Raw genomic sequence first — 18725 nt, forward strand, 5'->3', positions numbered from 1 at the left:
GACCTGAGTGAAGACCAGAAACGCTCTCGTGATCGAGCATATCTGCATCGGCTTCAAGAATATCATTCAGAATACGAACTTTGCGGATTGCCACCAGAGTTTGAGTCCCTTCGGCATGAAATGGGGAAGAGGCATTCTCATCAAGGGAAGCAATTATCTTGAGGCAGTGACCGGGCCTTACGGGATTTCCCATTCATCGCTGAAGGAAAACCTCGGCAAAGACGAGCAGACGGCGGGAGCGTTTTATTTCGGTTTTAACCAGGCGAACAAAACCCTGTATCTGGAATACGCCTCCGACACGAATTTCGATTTTCACGACGAAAAAATCATCAACGCGATAATGGTGTCCCTCAAGGAAGAAAACGGCCCCCTCAAGGGTTTCAAACTTTCCACCGAGTCCTGAAGCGCGCGGGCCGCTCAGGGGCGATGAGCTTTCACGCTGTGCGCGCCGTCGCCCGGGGTGTAAGCGTTCACGCTGTGGGCGCGGGCCGCTCAGGGGCGATGAGCTTTCACGCTGTGCGCACGGGCCGCTCAGGGGGGATGAGCGTTCACGCTGGGCGCGCGGGCCGCTCAAGGGGGATGAGCTTTCACGCTGTGCGCCCAGGCCGATCAGGGGGGACAAGCTTTCACGCTGGGCGCGCCGAGGTTTTCATTGACAGACGGCTTTTGTGCGTGTATCGTGTATTTGTTGTTTACGGAAACATATAAAGAGGGTACGCACATGAAAAGAGTTAATTCGCTATTAGTCGTCGGTTTGGCCGTTACCGCGATAGCGCTCGCAGGTTGCGCGAAAACGCCGCTTGCGAAGCACGGAAAGCTGTCCGTCCAGGGGACGCAGCTGGTGGACGCCAAGGGGAAGCCGGTTCAGCTGAGAGGATTCAGCACGCAGCATATTGCCAAGACGGACATGTTCGTCTCCCCTCGGTATCTAAAAGAACTCAGAGACGATTTTTCAAGCGATGTGATCCGCGTAGCCATGTATACCAACAGGCGCGAATACGGCTATCTTCTTTCGCCCGAGCTGAAGGAAGTGGTCAAACGAGTGGTTAAAGACGCAACAGCGGAAGGAATGTACGCCATCATAGACTGGCACATTCTCGCGGACAAAAACCCGATGGATCTTGTGGAAGAGTCGAAAGCATTCTTCGACGAAATGTCGAAAGAATTCAGCTCGTATAAAAACGTCTTCTACGAACTGTGCAACGAGCCGAACGGAGACGACGTAACATGGGGCGATCACATCAAGCCGTACGCCGAGCAGGTGACGGAAGTGATCCGCAAAAATGATCCGGACGGCATCATTCTCGTCGGGACCCCGCGCTGGTCTTCAAGGCCGGACGAAGCGGCGGCCGACCCCTTGAGCGATCCCCAGACGATGTATGTATTCCACTTTTATCCGGACTTCGCCCGGGACGGCGCCCGCGATCTTATTGGGAGAGCTCACGAAACGATCCCTCTGTTCTGCACCGAATTCGGCGTGTCGGAATCGAGCGGAACGGGAAAGATATATCCCGCCGAGATCGGCAAGTGGATGGATTTCATGGACGAACGGGGCATTTCCTGGTGCAACTGGAATCTATCAGCCCTGCATGAAAAAAGCGCCGCCCTTCAGCTGTCGTTCAAAGTCGGAACCGAAATGCGCCTCCAGGACAAGCTGTCTCCCTCGGGCGAGCTCGTCCGCTATTACATGAGGCGCGGCCGGGTCGCGGAACAAGATCTTGCGAAACCTGACTTTCTCGGCGAAGAGATAGTGCGCTAACCGCGATTATGCATCCCCGAAAGCCCCTTCGGGCAACGGGGATGTTTGCGTTTTCGCCGGCGACCTCCTACAATTAAAGAATCATTTCTTTTTTTGAGGAGTCGACATGGCCAGGAAAATGTCCCTGCAAATCAAAATTTCCGCGATTTTTTCGGTTTTCATCACAATTCTGATCGGATTTATTATCCTCATCATCGGATTGCGAATGAGCCGGGAAGTCAGGCAGGTTGTGATAGCCGGCAATGAACAGATTTCCATCGCCCGGGCCCAGGAGCTCGGGGAAATGATGGACAAGTTGAAATGGCAGCTCAAAATCATATCTTCGCGCGATGTATTCATCAGCGGAACAGAAGAGCGCATTGTACAAGAGATGGGAGAACAGGGGAAATATATTTCGCCTGAGGTTGTCGGAGCATTCTATATCTGGCCGGACGGAAGATACGTCACGACGGGAGGAGCCTGGGGAAGCGTATCAGATCGGGACTACTTCCAGGAAGTGTTTATCAACGGCAAGCCTGAAGCAGTCGGCAAGGCGGTTATCTCACGATCGCTTCAAGTGCCTATTGTTTCAACAATCGTCGCGATTCCAGATGCCCAGGGAAAAAACAAGGCTGCTGTAGCATTTCAGTTCAAGCTTGAACAACTGTCGAACATAGTCGGGGGGATCAAGGTAGGAAACACCGGCTACGGCTGGATTGTCGACCGGGACGGCATGGTTATCGCGCATGAAAATCCGGAAGCGGTCATGAACCTGAATATCCTTAACGCCGATAAGGACGGATACCGGGGCATGGACGCCCTTGGAAAGCTCATGACCACTGAGCGCAAAGGTATCGGCACATATACAAACACGGAGGGTGAGGATATTACAGTCTTCTTTGTGCCTGTTCCTAACTCCGCGGACTGGACGCTGGGAATCAGCGTTCCCACCAGCGAAATAAACGAAGCGACGACTCGCCTCATCGCTCTTCTCGTCGCGGTAGCCTTCCTGGGAATCCTCGTCGCGGTGGCAATTTCTTTCGCCATCGCCCGATCTATTTCGAAACCGATCATTACAATCTGCAACGCTATGGGAGATTTCGCGAAGGGCGACTTCACCCTGGTTTCCGTCAACGAAAAAGACCGTCTGAAAATTAATGAGCGGAACGACGAGCTGGGGGATCTCGGGCAGAGCCTCGAACAGATGATCATGAGTTTGAAGAACGTCGTGACCCAGGTCATAGAATCCGCGCGCCAGGTTTCCAGCGGAAGCTCGCAGCTCAGCGCGAGCTCGCAGCAGATCTCGCAAGGCGCGACCGAACAGGCGGCGTCCGTCGAAGAAATTTCCGCGTCAATGGAAGAGATGAGCTCCAATATCAAGCAGAACGCGGAAAACGCGAAGATGACCGAATCAATCGCGCGGAAGTCGGCCCAAAGCGCAGACATGGGCGGAAAGGCGGTCATGCAGACGGTCGACGCGATGAAGCAGATCGCCTCGAAGATCGGCATCATCGAAGAAATCGCCCGCTCGACGAACATGCTGTCGCTCAACGCTTCGATCGAAGCGGCACGCGCCGGCGAGTTCGGCAAAGGATTCGCGGTCGTCGCCGCAGAGGTCGGAAAACTTGCGGAGCGGAGTTCACGGGAAGCGTCGGAGATCAACGCACTTTCCACCAGCAGTTTGAAAATCGCAGAAGAAGCGGGAGTCACGATAGCGGAGCTGGTGCCGGAAATCAGGCGCACTGCCGACCTCGTTCAGGAGATCAGCTCGGCGAGCAACGAGCAGGACGCCGGAGCGAGCCAAATCAACTCGGCGATTACGCAGCTCGACCAGGTGGTTCAGCAGAACGCATCGATATCGGAAGAATCAGCCTCGATGTCGGAAGAACTCGCCGGCCAATCTGAAGTATTAATAGAAGCCATCAGTTTTTTCAGAATGTCTGAAACTGAAAACGCGGGAGAGACCGCTCTCCGCGGCGACGAAGATTAACAAGAACGAAACGAAAACCCTACGGCTCCCGCGCATCGGCGGGGGCCGATTTTTTTTCCCGGCCTCTTCCCAGCGCTATTAACGGCACGCACAAAAGAGGGATCGCGGCAAGAATGGATAGATCGGAAAATGCGCCTATGCAGAGGAATCCCAGAAGGACCCCGAGTCCGAAACTGAGAATGACGACGCAATAATTGAAAAACGAGTCGAGATATTTCGCCTCTTTCGTCCGCAGGAAAAAGCCCGCGTTGATCATGGCGTTTTTCAGATTGCCGGTGATCATGGTCGTGGCCATCTGGTTCCCCTTCAGCCTGTCGAAGGCCGAAACCTGCATCGCGGCGACGAAGGAAATCAGGCAGTTGACGGCGAAATGCGGAACGCGGGGGCCGAGCAGTCCGATGAGCGCGCATAAAAAAGCTTCGATGACGAGTACGACTCTTAGTCTGAAAACGGCGGGGTCTTTTGTTCCGAATGCTCTGTGCTTGAAGGATTCGGCGACTAAAATACCCGCGGCGAAAGTGAGAACGGGAATCAAATACCGCAGCATGTCCCGGAAGGCTCCTCCGCCCATCGCGAGAAACATCAGCACGACGTTTCCCGTCTGAGCGTTTGCGAACACGCCGCCTTTGAGCAGGTACGAATATGCGTCGAGAAATCCGCCCACCAGAGAAAGAGCGACTGCGATTATCGTCCGCTCGTGCGGAGCGTGGACTTGCGGCGAGTTCATGAGCCTCAGTATACAGAAATCCGCGGATTCGGCAAAGAGCTCACACGTCGAAGAAACCGACCTGATCGTCGATCGTCTTCATGTTTTCCGCGTTGCGCGAGAGAAGCTTCATTGACTCTTCCGTATGATTTTTCACCGTGCGCGCTTTATCGACGACGCCGGACGCCGCGGAATTGACCTGTTCGGTCATGTCGAGCAGGCCGGAAACGCCGGAAAGAATACGCGAGTTCCCGGCGAGCATCTCCGCCGAACCGGACTGCACGTCCCGCGTTATGTCGTTCATAGCGGTGAGCGCGCGGAGAATCTGGGTGCTTCCGCTCGACTGTTCCTCGATGGCGTGCTTGATCTCTGATTCGAGGATCGTTACGGTTTTTACCGAGGAGATAATCGAGTCGAAGGACGAGCCGGTTTTTCCGGCTATCGAAACGGCTTGGTCTATCGTCTTCTTCAGCACCTGGAGGCTTTCCGAAATCACGCGGGATTGCTGGTTCGAAACCTCCGCGAGCTTGCGGATTTCGTCCGCGACGACGGCGAAGCCGCGGCCCTTGTCTCCGGCGTGGGCCGCTTCGATTGCGGCGTTCATCGCAAGCAGATTGGTCTGGGCGGCGATATTCTGAATGATCGAGTTCGCCTCGAACACGCTGTCCGATTGCGTGCTCAGCACCGTCACATGGGTTTTCAGGTCTCCGACCGTTTCATGTCCTGTTTTTATCACCGACTGGAGCTTGTCGAATTCATTCGAACTCCGCTCAAGGGACAGAGCTATCGATTGTATATTGGCGATCAACTCCTCGATCGCCGAAGAACTTTCGCCGACGCTTCTCGATTGGTCGGCAATTTTATCGTCCTGCTGTTCGACAGTGCTGCTTATCTGATGGATAGTCGCGGTTACCTCGCGGATTATCGCCGATTGTTTCGCGACCGATTCGCGGACTCCGACCGAATATCGGTTGATTTCGTCAGCGGATTCGTCTGATTCTTTCATCGCAGAAGAAAGGGAAGCGACGAGGGTTTTCGTTGATTCTACGCTCGACTTGATATCGCGGACGATGCGGGACAGTTTTTCCACGACCGAATTGAAGGCGCTGGAGGAATCGCCCAGTTCGTCGTTCGCGTACCGGGGAATCACCGTGGAAAGCCTGCCCTTCTTGAGCGACTCGGCGCCGGTCCGCAATTGCAACACAGGCATTTTTACCGATCGGGAAAACAACAGCGAAATGATGATGGTGTTGACCACCCCGAGGCCGCTGATGAGGCCGGTGTTCGCGATCGTTTCCTGCAGCGTCAAGCCGCAGATTACGCTCAGGAAAAGGGCTCCCATGTTGTTGAGAATCAGAGTGCCTATGATGATGAGGCATACGATGAGCAGTTTCGTGGTGAGCGGAATGCGGAGGGTTTTCTTCGGTTCGGGAAGCGCCATTATCTGGGGCAGTTCCAAAAAAGAAGCCGCCGCTCTTTCCGCGACCAGCCAGGTTATCGGGAGGGACATGAGGCCCGAAGAAAGGGACAGCATGTTGCAGACGATGAAATCCGCCGCCGATGCTTCCAGAAACATAAAGCTCGGTATGAATACGAAAAGGTTGAGCAGGACGACCCAGCCGAAGAGCATCACCGCCGAAAGCCGCGCCGGAAGAGCGTAGGCGTCCTTCTTCATCAGCGAGGTTTCAAAATCGGCGATCAAAATCTGATTGTCGCCCTTCAGAAACAGACTGATTCTTTTCAGCGTCCTCGATTGTACGAAGCAGGCCCCGGCTACGGACAAAGCCATCACCAGGGCGAACAGAGGAAGCGTCACGCTCATATGGTCTTTTACCAGACTGATGTAGTTGATGCTGTAGTACGCCATCGGTAAAGCCAACACAAGATACACGACCGAATACATTTTTAAAATCGACAGTTTAAATGCCCGAATAACACCAGTATGCATGCCTGATCCCCCGGTGCATCCATTCTACACTTACTTCCTGCAAAGCAACAACAGACTTTTTCGCCGGAACGGCAGAAAGCGGAATGCTCAGCCTAACTTAATGTACTTGGTGTACAGCTTGGTTTCCTCCCGTTGAATACGGTCCTTCAGGAGGGCAAACAGAGCATCGAACTCCTCGCGGAATCGGCTCGACAGTCCGTTTTCCAGCCATCCGTCGATCAGTCCTATCGCTTTTCCGGTTATCGCTTCCATCTCAACGCCCATGATTTTCAGCGTTTCCCGCAGATTCTCGTTTTTCTCCGCGGCTGCTCTCATCGGCGGATAAAACTCGCGGTCCTCCTTGCCCAGATGCAGCGTCAGTCCCTCCTTGATATCGCCAAGAAGCCGAGGTATCCCGGCGTCGGTTTCAGGCAGGGATTTAATCTCTTCCATCTTGGAAAGCAGCAGGGCGTGATCGGCGTTGAGTTCCTTTATAAGATTCAGTTTCATATCGTTTCCTCCATACATACGAGCGGGCCGTTTATGAAAGAATACGCTTTCCGCCGGAGCGGGTCTGTGACAGATGTCACGCTCCGGGCGAATTAAAACAACCAGGATCATTCCGGCGACTGATGTTTCTTTACTCCAGCTCGAGATATAAGTCCAGGCGCAGGTTGCCGCTTTTCTGCGGTTCGAGTTCTTCTTCGTACCAGCGGGCGCCCTCCTTCACCCGGTAGGCTTTTTCTGCGATCATCGCGTTCATGCGCTTCCAGCCTTCCTGGATGAATAGGCCGTCCGGATCGTTTTCGAAGCTTCCTTCGATGCCGGTTACGGCGAAGCGGCCGGCCTTCAGAACGATCGAACGCGGTTCTGCCGCCGCTTCCTCGGGAGAGAGGCTGACGAAAAACGAGTAGCCGGCGCAATCGGGACTGTTCGACATGGCTGAGCCGGCGTCGACATTATGCCCGAAAATCCGCCGCGGCCTGCCCGCCGCCGGATGAGAAGCGACCCATGCATTTAAAAGTTTTTTCGCCTTGTCTTCGGCGCCGGGATGAAACGCGGTGAACGGAAGAACGGTTTCTTCCGGAAAATCCTTGATGACGATGCCCATATAACACTCCTTGTATAGTACAATCTTGTCCAGCAACTTCAGGGCCGGCCGGCTCTTCCTGAAATCCCGGGGCGAAACTGAAAACGATTTCCTGAAAGCGCGGGTGAACGCTTCATGGCTTTCGTAGCCGCACGATAGCGCGATGTCCAGGATGGAAGCGGCCGATTCGGAGAGGTCCTCCGCAGCCAGGGCCAATCTCCGCCCGACCACGAAATCCCGATACGAATAACCGGTAACCATCCAGAAGTATTGCCTGAATCCGCGGACTGACATGCCCGCCTCCGCGGCGGCGTCCTCCTCTTTCAAGGGAGTTCGCAGGCGGCTTTCAATCAGGAAAAGAGCTTTCTGTATCTGTTCGTATAGCGTCATGACGATTCTTATACTACCGCGGAAACGGCGATGAGTCTTGATTTTTTCGGCAAAAGAAGCGAAACTGAAAAAAGCTTACAGCAGTCCTTTCATCCGCAAAAGGCCGAAGGCCGCGACAGTCGTCGCGTCGCGGATCGTTCCGTCGAGGATCATCCGCTCTACCTCCGCGACGGGAAAGGCGCGGCACACGAGGTCCTGTTCTTCCGGATCGAGATCCCGCTCGCCCTGCGCAAGGCCGGTCGCGAGAAATACGCGGTATTTTTGATTCGAGTATCCGTACGCGGTGAACAGCTCTCCGGCTTCAAGAACGCAAGAGGCCGAAAGTCCAGTCTCCTCCCGCAGTTCCGCGCGCGCCAGCTCGAGCGGGCTGTACTCCCCTTCTTCCTTCGACCCCTGGGGAAACTCCCAAAACCGCCCGCCGACCGTATACCGATATTGTTCTACAAGCGTGAGCCCCTCGCTCCCGAGCGGAACCACGACGGCGAAATCCGCCTTTTCGATCACGCCGTACAAGCCCTCCGAGCCGTCGGAGCGGAGTATCGCGTCCTCGCGCACGCGCATCCACCGGTTGCGGTACACCTCTTTTGTGGACAGCGTTTCTATCTCGCGCCGCTGCGCGTTTTCTGCGTTCATAAAACGCAAAGCCCCGAACGCGGGTCGTAGCCGCGGCGATACGAAGAAATGACGGCGCGGCGCACCCGCGAAACAGTGCGGCGCACGGCTGCCGGGAAGGGAACTCCGATGAGCAGTTCGCCCGAGAGGCTCGAGGCGAACAGATCGCCGGTGCCGGGATAAGAGACGGGGACGCGCTTGTGGGGGAAGAGGCCGAAGCGGCCGGACTCCGCGTCGTAGCAGGCGACCGCGGTGAACTCCGGTTTTCCGTGGACGGGCGCGCTGGTGACCGCGACGAGCCGGGGACCGAGCTTCGAGAGAGCGGCGCACCACTCCCTCAGCTCGCCCTCAGTCGCGGGAATCGAAGCGGGATCCGTACCCAGCAAAAGAGCCGCTTCCGTCAGATTCGGCGTGACCAGATCGGAACACGCGAGAAAACTCCGCATCCGCGAAACGAAGGAACCGTCGAAAAATGAATAGAGCTTGCCGTTGTCGCCCATGACCGGATCGGTGACGTTCAAACCGCCCTGGGAACGTACGAGTTTTTGCAGGGGCGCCAGCAGATCGAACTGGGCTTCGTCCGCGACGAAACCGGTCAGAAAGGCCGAAAATTCCAGCTCGAGGCTTTCCAGATGAACGATCGCCTTTTCCAGAAAATCGGTCTGACCCTGGAGCACCGCTCCCGGATAGGCGCCGTGGGTCGAAAGCAGGGCGGTCGGAAGCGAACACGCCTGAAAGCCCATCTTCTCCAGGACTGGAATCCCGACCGCAAGGGCGACCCTCCCCCATGCCGGTAGATCGCTCGCGATGAGCACTGGTTTGCGCGCTGTCTGACTACGGGGTAAAAACTCTTTCATGGAGGCAATGATAGGTCGGCGGACAGGCGAAGGTCAAGCGAAAAAACGGCGGACCTGAGGCGCTATCGAAACGAGGGGGGTTGGCGGAACGAGCCGAGCCGACGCTCTACAAACGAAAAGAAATACTGCACGGCAACTCCCATCGCTATGTAAATGATGAAAATGTCGATATAGGCTTCAATGTAATTGTAGCCGTAGGACGCTTCGATGCGGGCTATCGCGGTAACGTCCTGCAGAGTCATAAGGAAGGCCAGGGACGTTCCCTTGATCAGATTGACCGCCGTGTTCGACAGGTTCGGAAGGGCTACCAGAAATGCCTGCGGGAGCACGATGCGCGTCCAGGCCTGCAGGGGAGAAAGTCCCGCCGCGAGAGCGGCTTCGAGCTGGCCGCGCTCCACGGTTAAAATCGCGGAGCGGAATACCTCGGAAAGGACGGCCGCCGTGTTCAGCGTAAAAACGATGAGAGCGTACCAGAACGGCGAAATATCGAATACGCGTACGCTCCATCCGAAGCGGACGGCGGCGGAATTGACCAGGCTCGGCAGCATGCTGTACACGATGAGGATCTGGAGAATGATCGGCGTTCCGCGCACGAACGACACCCAAACTGCCGTGAGCTGATTGAGAATCCTGAGCCGGTGCATCCTGATCAACGCGAAGACAAGGCCCGCGGGAGCGGCGAGCAGGAGGGCGGAAAACGAAAGACCCAATGTGACGGGAACGCCGCGGAGCGCGAGCGCAAAGGTGCGAAGCAGAAAATCGACGTCGAGGTTCATCGATTCACGCTCCTTCTGCCGCGGCCCAGACGGCGCTCGGCGGCTAAAAAGCCGCGTTCGACGAGCACCGTCAAACCCCAGTATAACACGGAGAGGGCAAGGTAGGTCTCCAGAGCGCGGCCTCCGTAGTTTCTGGAAATGACGAGGAAGCCCTGGCCCATCGCGTCGATCAACCCGACCATGTAGGCGAGCGCTCCCTCCTTCATCAATATGATCAGCGCATTGCCGAAATTAGGCAGGGCGCTCACCGCCGCCTGCGGAAGCACGATTCGCAGCTGCGCCTGCAGCGGGCTCAAACCCGCGCTCACGGCGGCTTCGAACTGCCCCCTGTCCACGGAAAGCCAGGCCGATCGGAACACCTCGGAGAGGGAAGCGGACATGATAAGGGCAAAGGCGGTTACGACGAAGACGCCCTTATGCCAGAACTCGATGCGGAAGCCGAACAGAGAGCGCGCGAGTTCGGGCAGGCCGTAGTAGACCAGGAACAAGAGAACGATCGAAGGAGTGCAGCGCAGGACGGTCGTGTATCCGGCGGCAAGATTCTTCCACAGCGGGGAACGGGAAAGCCGCATCCGCGCGACGGCTAAACCGAGCACGCTTCCGGCGAACGCGGAAGCGATGGTTACGGCGAGCGTAACCGCGAGAAAGGGCAGCAGGGCGGGAATGACCGAAAATGCGAATGCGATGTCGAAGGGCCGATTCATATCCCGCTCCGTCCGTTATTGGTTGACGTACTGGAAAACGTCCTCGCCGAAATATCGTACGGAAAGTTCCTCAAGCGTTCCCCGCTCGCGCAATACGGCGATTGCCCGGTCGTAGGCGGCGGCGAGCTCGGTCTCGTTCCGGTTGAACAGCGGCCAGGTCGGAATTCCCTTATAGGGAACGTACGACAGACGGTCCGCAAGGGAATGGAAGGCGCCCGTTTCGGAGACGACAGATTTCTGATACGAAAGCTTGATGTCGAAGAAGGCGTCGTAGCGCCCTTCGAGCACCCACAGGTACGCGTCGTTGATGATGAATACGTCGGAGGGAACGAGCTTGATCGGCGCGTCCGGATTCGCCGCGTTGTACGCCCCGACTACCGCGAACTGGGCGCTCTGCGGCGATATGGGAACGAGCTTGCCGCTGTACTCTGCGAAGCTGCGGAGATCTCGGATTTTTCCTTCGTCGGCCTTGCGGAAGGTTATTCCGATGATGCTCGCGGCGATAGGATTCTCGGGAAACAGGAATTTCTTTTTGCGTTCTTCCGTTACCCAGGCGCCCTTGGTGCCCATCGAGTAGCGGCCGGACTCGATGCCGATCAGCAGGTCTTCGTCCGAGGTGCCGGCGAACTCGAACTCGTATTCTTCAAGCAGTTCGTCCACGGCGCGGAGAACCGCGATCTCGAAGCCCTCGGAGCGGCCGTTTTCATCTATATAACCGTAGGGTACATACGACTGCGTGTGGGCTGACAGAATTTTCCGGGGTCCGGAGGCCGACTCGGCCTTGCCGCCGGCAGAAAGAGAGCCGAGTACGAAGAGGCTTAAAAAGGCGACGCAAAGCAAGTTCAATGATTTCTTCATGTGTTTCTCCCTGACGTAACTATATCGATTTTTCGCTGAGCGAAACAGCCCCTTTCAAAGAAAATACTCGAAGCTGGGACACCGGGTTGAAACGATTAAAAAATAGTGCATCGAGCGAATTCGGACTATACTGAATGCGTGAGGTAATCGCTCATGATAAAAGTAGTTTTCATGTCGTGTTTCTTGTTCGGACTGCTCGCCGCTTCGCAAACGGCTTCCGCGATCGAGGCCGGGCGGTTTTCCCTGGAAGGCGGACTCTCGCCGAACACGGCGCTCGGACTGAACGTCTACGCGGAAGGAACGTTCCATTGGAACGACAGGTTCAGCTCTGCCCTGCTGTTTTCCCGCAAAGACCACACGAAGGTTTCTTCCGACCGCGAATACACGGAGATAGGCGGAGAGGAGTCGACCCGCGCCGCCTTCCAGCCCCTCTGTATTTCCATTCCCCTTTCTTCGAAGGACGGACGGAAAAGAGGCCTCGAGCTTTCCGCCGGGGGCGAATGGCAGTCCTCCAAGAGAATCGATCAACTGACGGAAATCTGGGTCGACGAATACACCGACGATGCGCTGACCGACCATCAGTTCGATATCGGAATCATCGTGAAGCGCTGACGGCCCGGGCGGAGCGATCCGCCCCTGCGTCATCCTTCGGACGCGCCGGCTGCGCGGAACGTCGTTCGCCCCGCCTTTATCTTTCTGCCTCGTTTTAAATTCCTCCCTTCGTTTTCCAAACTCCGCCGATCGTGGTATGCTGAACATCAATCGAGATTTCTAAAAGAAGGATGTTCACATGACGGAAATAATCGCGGGAGCCGCGGCTCTGTTCGCGCTCGCTCAATTCATAGTACTGCTGATTGTGCTCCGCAACACCGCCGAAGCCGGCAAGGGCGGATCGGCAAACGGGGAGCGGGCTATCGAGGAATTCGGAAGACGGCTCGACCGGATGGAAGGAATTCTGCGGGAGGAATTTTCGCGGAACAGGGATGAGTCGGCCCGTTCTTCGAAGACGGCGCGGGACGAGCTCAACGGATCGTTCATGCGCTTCGCCGCCCTGCTCGAGCAAAAGCTCGCCGGGGTGCAGGAGGCGGTGAACGTCTCGGCGAAGCACAACCGGGACGAGCTTGCGCGATCGCTTTCGTCGTTCGAGGAAAAGATCGGAGCGAAGGTGACCGAGCTCAACCGCGACACGAGGGAGAACTTCGACAAGATCCGCGACTCGGTGGAGAAAAAGCTGCAGGCGATCCAGACGGAGAACAGCGAGAAGCTCGAAAAGATGCGCGAGACGGTCGACGAGAAGCTCCACAAGACGCTGGAGACGCGGCTCGGCGAGTCGTTCAAGCTGGTGAGCGAGCGGCTCGAGCTCGTGCAAAAGGGCTTGGGCGAGATGCAGACGCTCGCGACCGGAGTCGGAGACCTTAAAAAGGTGCTGGCGAACGTGAAGACGAAGGGCGTTCTGGGCGAGTATCAGCTGGCCGGAATTCTCGAGCAGATTCTCACGCCCGCCCAGTACGAGCGGAACGTGAAAACAAAAAAGGGTTCGAACGACCAGGTCGAGTTCGCGGTGAAAATTCCGGGAAAGGACGAGTCGAACAGAACCGTGTGGCTTCCGATCGACGCGAAGTTCCCCACGGAGGATTACACCCGGCTGATGAACGCCTACGACTCCGGCGACGCGCCGGAAAAGGACGCCGCGGTAAAGGCGCTTCGAACCCGCATCATGGGCTTCGCGAAGGACATCAGTTCGAAATACGTCGATCCGCCGAACACCACCGACTTCGCGATCATGTTTTTGCCCTTCGAGGGGCTTTTCGCGGAAGTACTCAGAATCGCGGGGCTTTTCGAGGCGGTTCAACGCGAGTACCGGGTCGTCATCACCGGCCCCACGACGGTGTCGGCCTTTCTTTCGAGCCTGCAGATGGGATTCCGGAGCCTCGCGGTTGAAAAACGGACGAGCGAAATATGGGAGCTCCTCGGCGCGGTAAAAACCGAGTTCGGCAAGTTCGGGGAAGTGCTGGAGCGGACGAAGCAGAAACTCGATCTGGCGAGCAAGGAAATCGAAAACGCCGGAACCCGCTCCCGCGCCATCGAGCGGAAGCTCCGCGACGTCCAGGAACTTCCCGGCGCGGAACAGCCCCCCGCCGCCAAACTGCTCGCCGACGAGATCTGACGGTACGCGCGAGAGCTCACGGTACGCGCGAGATCTGACGGTATGCGCGAAATCTGACGGTACGCGCAAGCGCACACGGTACGCGCGAGCGCACACAGTACGCGCGAGATCTGACGGTACGCGTCGCAGCTTAGAGGCGGCCCATCAGGCGATAGGCGACGAAGCCGGCGACCTCCCTGAACACGCGATAGGTGTTGTCGAGCGCCTCCGTGTCGGGGAAAAACGCGTTCGGGAAGGGAACCGCCATCAGGTTCGTATCGACGGCAAAGGGCTCGAAGCCGATCCCCTGTTTTTCGAAGACGGCTCGGGAGCGCCGCATATGCAGGGCGGACGTAACTAGCAGGCAACGTTCAAGGCCCGAATCCGAAAGGATTTCCTTCGTATAAAGAGCGTTCTCGTAGGTGTTTCTGGAAGCGCCCTCGATGCGAACTGCCTCAGGGGGAACCCCCATGAGCTCGAGCATAGCGCGCATAAGCGGGGCCTCAGCCCTCGTCTGATAATCGGGATTGCCCGATCCTCCCGTCGCGATTACCAATGGCTCATGCCCTTCCCGGGCAAACGCATGATAGAGCCGCGCGGCGGCCGTCAGCCGCTCCATTGTCCGTCCCGTTTCGATATGCCAGCCCTCGCTCAGTTCTACGCTAACCGAACCGCCGAGAACCACAATCGCCTCGAACGGATAAGAGGAGCTTTCGCTCAGGGATGCGGGATCGGTACGCGGCGCTTCCCACGCCCGAACAAGCGCGTTCGAGACGGCGGGAAGAGAGGCGGCGTATAAACCGCACAAAAGCGCGAGAGCTCCGGCTGCAAGCGCCCGCGTCTTTCCGGCGAGCCGGGCGGTCTTCAAAACCGCCGCCAGCGCGATGATGGGAACGAGAAGTCCGATAGTCGCGGGAGACAACAGCGGATTGATCAATTTTGAAAAACGGAATAAGAGGGTCTGCATGACCGGAATAGTATCCCGGTCCGGATTCCAAGGCAAGAGCTTCCGATTTTCCGGCTAGCGCAACAAATGAGGGAAAGATCGCCCCGCGATACTGGCGTTTTTAGAGATGCTCGCCTATACTTTGAAGGAGTATGGGCGAGATTAACTACGACATTGCGGCTATCGTCGTTCTTTTATTCAATATAGTTTTATTCTTCTCTCGCCGCAGGCTCAACATTCTGCAATCAGCGGTCTTCCTTGCCCTGCTTCTGGCCACCCTCGGAGCGACTTCCGCCGACGCGGCAACCGTGCTATTCTATGTAAACACGGATATTCACAGTCCGGCAACGCAGTACGCCGTAAACACCCTTTATTACCTCTTTCAGAACACCATCGCTCCCCTGTTTTGCGTATTTCTCCTGGTAGTCGATAATTCCTGGTACGGATTCAGCATAAAAAGAAAAACAGCCCTTCTTCTTCCCTGGTTCGCGGCAATTGCAACGATCCTGTCCAACCCATGGACCCGGTTTGTGTTTTCCTTTACGGATGCTATGGAATACCGGAGAAACGACGGTCTTGTCTTTCTATACCTCATTTCGCTTATGTACGCGGTTATTTCCCTCGTCAGCCTCGGTCGAACCAGAAAAAAACTCTCGGGACGCACGGTACTCGCGTTGCTGCTGTTTCTGCCGTTCACCCTCGGCGCCTTCATTATCCAATTCTTCAATCCGCAACTGTTGATAATCAATTTCGGCATTTCCCTTTCCGAGCTCATTATTTTGCTTTCAATCAACGATTTCGACGTATTCATCGACGGACAGACAGGCTTATTCAACCGGGCAGGACTGGCGCTGTACCTCGAAAACATCGATCTCACAAAAGCAAAAGCGTCAGTGTATCTGGTGCATATCGACAACAAGCAATTTCTCGGCTACTCGGTGAAGCCCGAAGAGGCGATCGCCCTGGAAAAACGAATGATCGACGAAATTTTCAACGCGCCCTGCAGGAAAAAATTCATAGCGCGGTTCGATTTCGGAGAATACGCCCTGATTTGCAGACATCGCGATCCGGAAGAAATCACGGAAAACAAGGAACGGATGCGCCGCTGCTTCTCCCGCCCGTTCATCGTCGGCGAAAAACGCTATCCCCTGCACGCCAGGCTCTGCCACATATCGGTACCCGAAGACGCGTCGAACGGCCGGATCGTGTTCCAGGCTCACCGGAGCCTCTCCGTTTCGGATTGGAGCTATCCCCTGGACGCATGGCTGGGCCTGTCTGAAATCTCGCTGGCAAAACGCCAGATCTCCGTTTCAGAGGCCACCAAAGACGCCCTGGAGAACTTCGGCCTTACGGTCCATTTTCAGCCGATAGTAAGCGCTGAAACAGGATCCATCGTCGCAGCGGAAGCGCTGGTGCGTCTTACCAGCAAAACGCTGGGACCGATCGGCCCGGGCGAGTTCATCCCCGTCGCCGAACGCAGCGGCCTGATCCACGCGATAGGAGACTTCGTCCTCGACCGTTCCTGCGCTTTTTTATCCGCGATTCGCGCGGAAGGATTACCGCTTCGCTACCTCGACATCAATCTCTCTCCCGTACAATTCGCCCAGTTCAATCTGGCGGACCGCATATACGCTGCCGCCCGCAACTACGGGTTGAAGGGACAGGATCTCTGCTTCGAGATTACCGAAACTGCCGCGGCCCTCTCTCCGCTCGCTATGATGCGCACGACGGAAGAACTTCAGGCAAAGGGTTTCTCGGTGGCGATAGACGATTTCGGTGTAGGAAATTCGAACATAGTCAATCTGCTTCAGATACCGTTCGCGTCGATCAAGCTTGACAGAAGCCTCGTCATCGCCTCCAGCGAAAGCGATGCCGGCAGAGTAGAACTGTCAAGCTTCGTGTCGATCTTCAAAAGAATCGGCGTAGCGGTGGTTGCCGAAGGGGTCGAAACCGCCGAACAGCTCGAGTTTCTGAAAACCATCGGGGTCGATCACATTCAGGGATATTACTTTTCCAAACCCCTATCGGCCGGAGACTTCAAAGATTGGTGCAGGGGGAAACGCGCATGAAGTACATACTCGACTTCGATATCGCCGCGGTCTGCATTTCCTGCATTACCCTGTTCCTCTTTTATGAGCGCAAGCAGCGTCGTTTCGGACCGGGCGAAAGCTACGGAAGAATCGCCTGGACGGTCTTGCTCAGCTCCGTATTCAGCGCCGCAAGCTCCTACTTTGCCAACGCCCTTCCCGGAACTTCAGGAGCCGCGACGATGGCCACGGTCACCCTCTTTTATCTATTCCATAACTCGATCGCTTTTTTCGCCGCCGTGTACATCCTCAACTACGGCGGACTTCTTCCTGTAAAAAAAACAATGCGCGTCCTCCTCGCCCTCCCCTGGGCGATCGCAATCGCCGCCGTTGCCTCGAATCCTATTACACGGTTGATTTCGTACGTCGATTCCGCGAACGTCTACCGCCGCGGTCCTCTCTTTTTTATCCTCTATCTGTTATCGACCCTGTACTTTCTTATCATCATAGCGGCTCTTTTTTTCAAGCGTTCGCACTATCGAAAATCCCATCAGCGCGCATTTTTGGCGGCGGCTCTCGCGCCCGTCCTAGCCGCGCTGATCCAGGGATTCAACAGGGGCCTTATGCTCGAGTGTTTCGGCGCCTCAGTCAGCGCCCTGTTAGCGCTCATCACGATCCAGAACGCGAGCGAATTGATGGACGGACAAAGCGGACTCTATCATCGAGAATCGTTCATCGAATTCCTTGCGGGAGCTTTCAAGAAAAAAGAGCCGTTCACGGTTCTCATCGCGCACTCGCCAGAGCTCGCTGATCTTCAGGGCAGCCTGGAGATGCAAAACTACCGCGCCCTCGTTGCGCAGGTGTCGAAATGGATGTTCCAGGCGAGCGGAGCGGGAGCGGCTCCGTCGTGGGTCGGCACAGGCGTTTTCGGTCTTCTTTTCAGCAGGAGATTGAAGTCGAATCCTGTAGGAGATCTCGCTCTGAAAATTCTCGACCTGGCTGACGCCTCATGGAGCGTCGGGTCTTTGCATGTGAAAGTTCCCTTTAAGGTTACCATTCTGCAATGTCCTGAAGACGCCGCGGACATATCGGACGTTGTCGACTGCATAGACCAAATAGCCGAGGTTGCCCGGCATTCCGCCCACAAAAAGATCTACACGAAATTCGATTTTTCGGTCGGCAAGCACAAGAGAAGCTCTGCCGTAGCGGCTGCGCTGGAGCGCTGTCTGGAAAGAGAGAGCCCGGAGCTGTTTTATCAACCGGTGTATTCGATCGCGCGCAGCAAGCCCTTTGCGCTTGAAGTCCTGCTCGGACTCTCGCTCGTCAACAACGAACAGGCGTTCCAAAGCGAAGTCCTCTCGACGGCGGAGAAGATGGGAGTCAGCAGGCAGCTCACCGAATTGACGCTCAAAAAAGCGTTCGAGTGGCATGCGGCGAATAAACAGGAACTAGCGGGCATCGACCAGCTGCAGCTCAGGCTGGTCTCGTCCATGTGCCTCGATCTCGACTGGCCGAGGACGGTGCTGAAAACGGCTGCAGACGCAAGAATGGATCTTTCCAAAGTCTGTTTTGAAATAACCGAAACCACCGTATCGCGGTTCGGGAACGACCTCGCGATGAACATGGAACTGCTGACCGGCAAGGGAGTGTCTTTCGCGCTGGACGATTTCGGATCCGGCTATACCAATTTGGTCAAGCTCGCCCCGATGCCGTTTTCGATTATTAAATTCGACAAGAAAATAATCCAGCCGGGGCTGCAAAGCAATAAGGGCCGGCAGCTGTTGGAAGGCATGGTCGACATCTTTAAAAGACGCGAATGCGCGGTCGCCGCCGAAGGCGTTGAAACGGAAGCGCAGGCGGGCATGCTCGCATTGATGAATTTCGACCACCTGCAGGGGTATTTATTCGGCAAGCCGATGAGCGGGCAGCGCATCGTGGAAGCGTTGAAAAACGGCTAA

Annotated in this window: 17 protein-coding genes; 7 read left to right on the top strand and 10 right to left on the bottom strand. The window is 56.2% G+C overall.

Annotated features, from left to right (window positions below):
• Nucleotides 1–7 precede the first annotated feature (7 nt).
• The 3 genes from K7J14_RS01540 (at nt 8) to K7J14_RS01550 (ending at nt 3728) form a co-directional block, all read left to right on the top strand.
• Nucleotides 8–403 carry a hypothetical protein gene (locus K7J14_RS01540; RefSeq protein ID WP_230752319.1) on the top strand — a complete coding sequence of 132 codons (396 nt, stop codon included), beginning with the start codon at nt 8–10 and terminating at the stop codon, nt 401–403.
• Between the two features lie 318 nt (nt 404–721).
• On the top strand, nt 722–1759 hold the full coding sequence (locus K7J14_RS01545; protein WP_230752320.1) for a glycoside hydrolase family 5 protein: 1038 nt from the start codon (nt 722–724) through the stop codon (nt 1757–1759).
• A 106-nt stretch (nt 1760–1865) separates the two neighbouring features.
• Entirely contained in the window at nt 1866–3728 is a 1863-nt protein-coding gene (locus tag K7J14_RS01550) for a methyl-accepting chemotaxis protein (protein WP_230752322.1), read from the top strand.
• 19 nt (nt 3729–3747) lie between these two features.
• Here the strand turns inward: K7J14_RS01550 and K7J14_RS01555 are convergent, their stop codons facing one another.
• The 9 genes from K7J14_RS01555 to K7J14_RS01595 form a co-directional block, all read right to left on the bottom strand.
• Nucleotides 3748–4455, bottom strand: a complete 708-nt coding sequence (locus K7J14_RS01555; protein ID WP_230752324.1) for a YoaK family protein — start codon at nt 4453–4455, stop codon at nt 3748–3750.
• A gap of 40 nt (nt 4456–4495) precedes the next feature.
• Complete coding sequence (locus tag K7J14_RS01560; RefSeq protein ID WP_230752326.1) at nt 4496–6382, bottom strand: methyl-accepting chemotaxis protein; 1887 nt, start codon at nt 6380–6382, stop codon at nt 4496–4498.
• An 87-nt stretch (nt 6383–6469) separates the two neighbouring features.
• Nucleotides 6470–6871 carry a hemerythrin domain-containing protein gene (locus K7J14_RS01565; RefSeq protein ID WP_230752327.1) on the bottom strand — a complete coding sequence of 134 codons (402 nt, stop codon included), beginning with the start codon at nt 6869–6871 and terminating at the stop codon, nt 6470–6472.
• Nucleotides 6872–7001: 130 nt separating this feature from the next.
• Complete coding sequence (locus K7J14_RS01570) at nt 7002–7841, bottom strand: helix-turn-helix domain-containing protein (RefSeq protein ID WP_230752329.1); 840 nt, start codon at nt 7839–7841, stop codon at nt 7002–7004.
• Nucleotides 7842–7916: 75 nt separating this feature from the next.
• A complete protein-coding gene (locus K7J14_RS01575) occupies nt 7917–8474 on the bottom strand; it encodes an NUDIX domain-containing protein (protein WP_230752330.1) in 558 nt (185 codons plus the stop codon).
• Nucleotides 8471–9310: a bifunctional hydroxymethylpyrimidine kinase/phosphomethylpyrimidine kinase gene (locus K7J14_RS01580; RefSeq protein WP_230752332.1), complete on the bottom strand. Its 840-nt coding sequence runs from the start codon at nt 9308–9310 to the stop codon at nt 8471–8473. Before K7J14_RS01580 ends, K7J14_RS01575 begins: the two co-directional genes overlap by 4 nt.
• Nucleotides 9311–9372: 62 nt before the next feature.
• Nucleotides 9373–10086: an amino acid ABC transporter permease gene (locus K7J14_RS01585; protein WP_230752334.1), complete on the bottom strand. Its 714-nt coding sequence runs from the start codon at nt 10084–10086 to the stop codon at nt 9373–9375.
• Nucleotides 10083–10790: an amino acid ABC transporter permease gene (locus K7J14_RS01590; protein ID WP_230752336.1), complete on the bottom strand. Its 708-nt coding sequence runs from the start codon at nt 10788–10790 to the stop codon at nt 10083–10085. The genes K7J14_RS01585 and K7J14_RS01590 overlap by 4 nt, the downstream gene beginning before the upstream one ends.
• Before the next feature lie 15 nt (nt 10791–10805).
• Nucleotides 10806–11648, bottom strand: coding sequence for a transporter substrate-binding domain-containing protein (locus tag K7J14_RS01595; protein WP_230752338.1), 843 nt, complete (start codon nt 11646–11648; stop codon nt 10806–10808).
• Nucleotides 11649–11801: 153 nt separating this feature from the next.
• Here K7J14_RS01595 and K7J14_RS01600 point away from each other — a divergent pair, with 153 nt between their 5' ends.
• Both K7J14_RS01600 and rmuC read left to right on the top strand, forming a co-directional pair.
• A complete protein-coding gene (locus K7J14_RS01600) occupies nt 11802–12260 on the top strand; it encodes a hypothetical protein (protein WP_230752340.1) in 459 nt (152 codons plus the stop codon).
• Nucleotides 12261–12438: 178 nt separating this feature from the next.
• Nucleotides 12439–13815 (top strand): DNA recombination protein RmuC, encoded by a 1377-nt coding sequence (gene rmuC, locus K7J14_RS01605; RefSeq protein ID WP_230752341.1) that lies wholly within the window; start codon nt 12439–12441, stop codon nt 13813–13815.
• Nucleotides 13816–13945: 130 nt separating this feature from the next.
• On the opposite strand, the gene K7J14_RS01610 is transcribed toward rmuC, so the two are convergent.
• Nucleotides 13946–14761 carry a YdcF family protein gene (locus K7J14_RS01610; RefSeq protein WP_230752343.1) on the bottom strand — a complete coding sequence of 272 codons (816 nt, stop codon included), beginning with the start codon at nt 14759–14761 and terminating at the stop codon, nt 13946–13948.
• Between the two features lie 131 nt (nt 14762–14892).
• Between K7J14_RS01610 and K7J14_RS01615 the strand changes: the two genes are divergently transcribed.
• Entirely contained in the window at nt 14893–16809 is a 1917-nt protein-coding gene (locus tag K7J14_RS01615; RefSeq protein ID WP_230752344.1) for an EAL domain-containing protein, read from the top strand.
• Nucleotides 16806–18725 (top strand): EAL domain-containing protein, encoded by a 1920-nt coding sequence (locus K7J14_RS01620; RefSeq protein WP_230752346.1) that lies wholly within the window; start codon nt 16806–16808, stop codon nt 18723–18725. Before K7J14_RS01615 ends, K7J14_RS01620 begins: the two co-directional genes overlap by 4 nt.

It is taken from the genome of Teretinema zuelzerae (genome assembly GCF_021021555.1).
GTDB classification, from domain to species: Bacteria; Spirochaetota; Spirochaetia; order Treponematales; family Treponemataceae; genus Teretinema; species Teretinema zuelzerae.

What these genes read in the sequence shown, in the direction of transcription:
- K7J14_RS01545 (WP_230752320.1), top strand. Translation starts at nt 722, where the DNA reads ATGAAAAGAGTTAATTCGCTATTAGTCGTCGGTTTGGCCGTTACCGCG.
- K7J14_RS01550 (WP_230752322.1), top strand. Translation starts at nt 1,866, where the DNA reads ATGGCCAGGAAAATGTCCCTGCAAATCAAAATTTCCGCGATTTTTTCG.
- K7J14_RS01555 (WP_230752324.1), bottom strand. Translation starts at nt 4,455, where the DNA reads ATGAACTCGCCGCAAGTCCACGCTCCGCACGAGCGGACGATAATCGCA.
- K7J14_RS01560 (WP_230752326.1), bottom strand. Translation starts at nt 6,382, where the DNA reads ATGCATACTGGTGTTATTCGGGCATTTAAACTGTCGATTTTAAAAATG.
- K7J14_RS01565 (WP_230752327.1), bottom strand. Translation starts at nt 6,871, where the DNA reads ATGAAACTGAATCTTATAAAGGAACTCAACGCCGATCACGCCCTGCTG.
- K7J14_RS01570 (WP_230752329.1), bottom strand. Translation starts at nt 7,841, where the DNA reads ATGACGCTATACGAACAGATACAGAAAGCTCTTTTCCTGATTGAAAGC.
- K7J14_RS01575 (WP_230752330.1), bottom strand. Translation starts at nt 8,474, where the DNA reads ATGAACGCAGAAAACGCGCAGCGGCGCGAGATAGAAACGCTGTCCACA.
- K7J14_RS01580 (WP_230752332.1), bottom strand. Translation starts at nt 9,310, where the DNA reads ATGAAAGAGTTTTTACCCCGTAGTCAGACAGCGCGCAAACCAGTGCTC.
- K7J14_RS01585 (WP_230752334.1), bottom strand. Translation starts at nt 10,086, where the DNA reads ATGAACCTCGACGTCGATTTTCTGCTTCGCACCTTTGCGCTCGCGCTC.
- K7J14_RS01590 (WP_230752336.1), bottom strand. Translation starts at nt 10,790, where the DNA reads ATGAATCGGCCCTTCGACATCGCATTCGCATTTTCGGTCATTCCCGCC.
- K7J14_RS01595 (WP_230752338.1), bottom strand. Translation starts at nt 11,648, where the DNA reads ATGAAGAAATCATTGAACTTGCTTTGCGTCGCCTTTTTAAGCCTCTTC.
- K7J14_RS01600 (WP_230752340.1), top strand. Translation starts at nt 11,802, where the DNA reads ATGATAAAAGTAGTTTTCATGTCGTGTTTCTTGTTCGGACTGCTCGCC.
- rmuC (WP_230752341.1), top strand. Translation starts at nt 12,439, where the DNA reads ATGACGGAAATAATCGCGGGAGCCGCGGCTCTGTTCGCGCTCGCTCAA.
- K7J14_RS01610 (WP_230752343.1), bottom strand. Translation starts at nt 14,761, where the DNA reads ATGCAGACCCTCTTATTCCGTTTTTCAAAATTGATCAATCCGCTGTTG.
- K7J14_RS01615 (WP_230752344.1), top strand. Translation starts at nt 14,893, where the DNA reads ATGGGCGAGATTAACTACGACATTGCGGCTATCGTCGTTCTTTTATTC.
- K7J14_RS01620 (WP_230752346.1), top strand. Translation starts at nt 16,806, where the DNA reads ATGAAGTACATACTCGACTTCGATATCGCCGCGGTCTGCATTTCCTGC.